A 3,419-nucleotide genomic window follows, 5' to 3' on the forward strand; every position below is an offset into this window, starting at 1 on the left:
CGGTCCGCTTCGCCTCGTGCGCGCTGCTCGTGCTCGCCGGCGGAGCCGTGCTGGCCGACCGCCCGAGCGCCGTGAACGCCGTGCTCGCGGTGGGCGTGCTGCTGGTGGCCGCAGGCGTGCTGGCCGCGCCCCGCGTGGTCAGGCTCTGGACCGAGCTGATGGGCGAGCGCGCCGCCCGGGTGCGTGAGGAGCAGCGCGCCGAGATCGCCGCGCACCTGCACGACTCCGTGCTGCAGACCCTCGCGCTCATCCAGAATCGCGCCGGCGCCTCGAGCGAGGTCGCCCGCATCGCCCGCGCACAGGAGCGGGAGCTGCGCGACTGGCTCTTCGAGCGTGACGTCCCGGTCGCGACAGACCTCGCCGCCGAGGTTCGCGCCATCGCCGCCGCGATCGAGCTCGACTACTCCGTGCACCTCGAGGTCGTCGCCGTGGGAGCGTCTGTGCCGGGGGCCGCGCCCCTCCTCGCCGCGACCAGGGAGGCGGTGCTCAACGCTGCGCGGCACGCCGGCGGCGACGTCTCGGTTTACCTCGAGTCCTCGCCGCAGGGCGTCGATGTGTTCGTGCGCGACCGCGGCCCCGGCGTCGCCCTCGACGAGGTCCCCGGCGACAGGCTGGGCATCCGCGAGTCGATCATCGGGCGGATGTCGCGCGCCGGCGGCAGCGCGAGCGTGCGGCCGGGGGCGGGCGGCACCGGCACCGAGGTGCACCTGCGACTCCCCGCGGGGGCGGAGCGATGACGCGCGTGCTGCTGGTCGATGACCACTCGATCTTCCGCTCCGGTTTGCGCGCCGACCTGGCTCCCGAGCTCGAGGTCGTCGGGGAGGCGGCTGACGTCGACTCCGCTGTCGCCCTCGTGGCGTCGCTGCGGCCCGAGGTGGTGCTGCTCGATGTGCACCTGCCGGGTGGCGCGGGCGGAGGCGGAGCGGAGGTGCTGCGGCGCAGCGCCGGCTCGTCGACGCGGTTCCTGGCGCTGAGTGTCTCCGACGCGGCGGAGGACGTGGTCGGCGTGATCCGCGCCGGCGCCCGCGGCTACATCACCAAGGCCGGCTCGGGCGCCGAGGTGAGCCGGGCGGTGCTGGCGGTCGCCGGCGGCGACGCGGTGTTCTCGCCGCGGCTGGCCGGCTTCGTGCTCGATGCCTTCGGCGCTCTGGCGGGCGAGCAGGCGGAGTCGGTGGACGAGCTCGATCGGCTCTCGGCCCGCGAGCGCGAGGTGATGCGGCTCATTGCCCGCGGCTACGCCTACAAGGAGGCGGCGGCCGAGCTCTTCATCTCGGTGAAGACGGTGGAGTCGCACGTCTCGGCCGTGCTGCGCAAGCTCCAGCTCTCGTCCCGCTACGAGCTGACCGCTTGGGCCTCGGCGCGCCGCCTGCTCTGAGGCGCGGGCCCGGATCGACAGCAGAAGCGCCGGTGACGCCGTCGCGACGGACGGCGCCACCGGCGCCTCTCCCGGGTCGAGGAGCCTTCGCTCTACTTCTTGTGGTGCACCGTGTAGATCGCGCCGGTGGTGACGTCCTCCTCGAGAGCCTCGAGCGTGCGCCCGCGGGTCTCGGGCACCTGGGTGTAGATGAAGATCAGTGCGAGGATGCCGACGACGCCGAAGAGGAAGAACGTCCCGGTGATCCCCGTCGCCGCGATCAGCGAGGGGAAGTACAGGCCGAGGAAGGCGTTGGCGATCCAGAGGCAGAAGATCGAGATGCCGGTCGCGAAGCCGCGGATGAACAGCGGGAAGATCTCGGACAGCATCACCCAGACCGCGATATTCAGGAACGTCTGCATTGACCCGACGAACGCGACCACGAGGAACAGGATCACGAAGGGGCGGAGCTCGTTGCCGACGGGGAGGGCGATGGAGCGATGCCGATCAGGAAGTGCATGGTCGTCGTCAGCGAGAAGCCGAGCAGCAGCGTGGTGCGGCGGTTCAGGGTCTGCATCAGCCGCAGGCCGATGATGCCGCCGATCACCGCGATCACACCGGGCGCGATGTTGGCGATCAGAGCGGCCTGCTTGTCGAAGCCCGACTCGACGAGGACGGTCTGGCCGTAGTACATGATCGAGTTGATGCCGGTCAGCTGCTGAGCGACGCCGATGCCGATGCCGACGAGGACGATGCGGAGGATCCACTTGTCCTTCAGTGCGCTCCAGGAGCCGCGCTTGGCCTCTTTCTCCTCGTCCGCGAGGGTGCGCACGTCGTCCATCTCGGCCTCCGCGCGCTCGACCGAGCGGATGGTTTTGAGCACGGCTAGGGCCTCGTCGTTGCGGCCCTTCGAGATCAGCCAGCGCGGCGACTCCGGCACGCGCAGCATTCCGAAGAACAGCGCGATGGCGGGCAGCGCCGACACGGCGAGCATGATCCGCCAGACGCCGTCGCCCTCGCCCCACAGCGAGCCGATGATCGCGTTGAAGACGAAGGCGGCGAGCTGGCCGATCACGATCATCAGCTCGTTGCGCCCCGCGATCTTGCCGCGGATCTCGTAGGGCGCGAGCTCTGCGAGGAACACCGGGACGACTCCGGAGGCGCCGCCGACCGCGAGGCCCAGGAGCACGCGTCCCACGACCATGACCTCGAAGCTCGGCGCGAACACGCAGGCGAGCGTGCCGACCAGGAACAGCAGCGCGAGCAGGATGATCGTCTTCCGGCGACCCCAGCCGTCGGCGAGGCGGCCGCCGGCGATGGCGCCCACGGCCGCGCCGAAGAGCAGGGCGGAGGTGACGACGCCCTCGGTGAAGGGGGTGAGACCGAGCTCGATCGTCATTGGCGAGAGCGCGCCGTTGATGACGCCGGTGTCGTACCCGAACAGCAGGCCGCCGAAGGTCGCGATCAGGGCGACCGTGCCGAGCCGTTTCACATGCGGGCCAGGGGTGAGGGGCGGGAGCGTGACTGTACTACTGGGGGTCGTCTCGGTTGACAATGGGACTCCTTCGTCGCACGGGCACGACGACGTCGATCCGACGCCGCCGCGGTCTTGAATTGTTAGAACAATATAACGTTCTTACCACAAGTCAAGAAGTGTCGGGTGTCGCTCGGACACCTGATTCTCCCCCCCGTGCAGCACTCCGCCACCGCCCGCGGTGCCGAGGGCGTGCGTCGTCACGGCCGCCCGCTGCGCGCGGATCCGGCCGCGCCGACGACGACGGACGGATGCGCTCCCGGCTCCCGCGGACCCGCGGGAACACGGCTGTCGCAGCATCCGTCCGCCGTTGTTCAGGCAGTGCTCACACCTCGGTGGTGTCCTCGCCCTCGGCGGCCGCACAGCGGCGCGCTCCGAGGGCCCGGAATGGCTTCCGCGGTCGCCCCCGCGGCCAGCAGCGCCGTGGCGCTGGCGATCAGGCCGGCGCTCTCGACGCCGGTCGAGGCCAGTGCTCCTCTCGAGCCGCGCCCGCAGCGCACGTGCGCGGGGCGGCGGCGGGAGCGCGGTCGG

The 3,419-nt window shown here is 71.3% G+C and carries 2 protein-coding genes and 1 pseudogene; 2 read left to right on the top strand and 1 reads right to left on the bottom strand.

Translation table 11 applies throughout. The features are described 5' to 3' along the window. Nucleotides 1–737 (top strand): sensor histidine kinase (locus ACH61_RS14520; protein WP_330220186.1); only part of this gene is annotated, 737 nt, incomplete at its 5' end. Next, nucleotides 734–1,375: a LuxR C-terminal-related transcriptional regulator gene (locus ACH61_RS14525; protein ID WP_068213397.1), complete on the top strand. Its 642-nt coding sequence runs from the start codon at nt 734–736 to the stop codon at nt 1,373–1,375. The genes ACH61_RS14520 and ACH61_RS14525, both read left to right, overlap by 4 nt. 92 nt (nt 1,376–1,467) lie before the next feature. Here ACH61_RS14525 and ACH61_RS14530 read toward each other — a convergent pair. After that, a pseudogene (locus ACH61_RS14530) lies at nt 1,468–2,909 on the bottom strand (sugar porter family MFS transporter). Between the last annotated feature and the right edge of the window lie 510 nt (nt 2,910–3,419).

The sequence above is a fragment of the Rathayibacter tanaceti genome, from assembly GCF_001634385.1.
Lineage (GTDB): Bacteria > Actinomycetota > Actinomycetes > Actinomycetales > Microbacteriaceae > Rathayibacter > Rathayibacter tanaceti.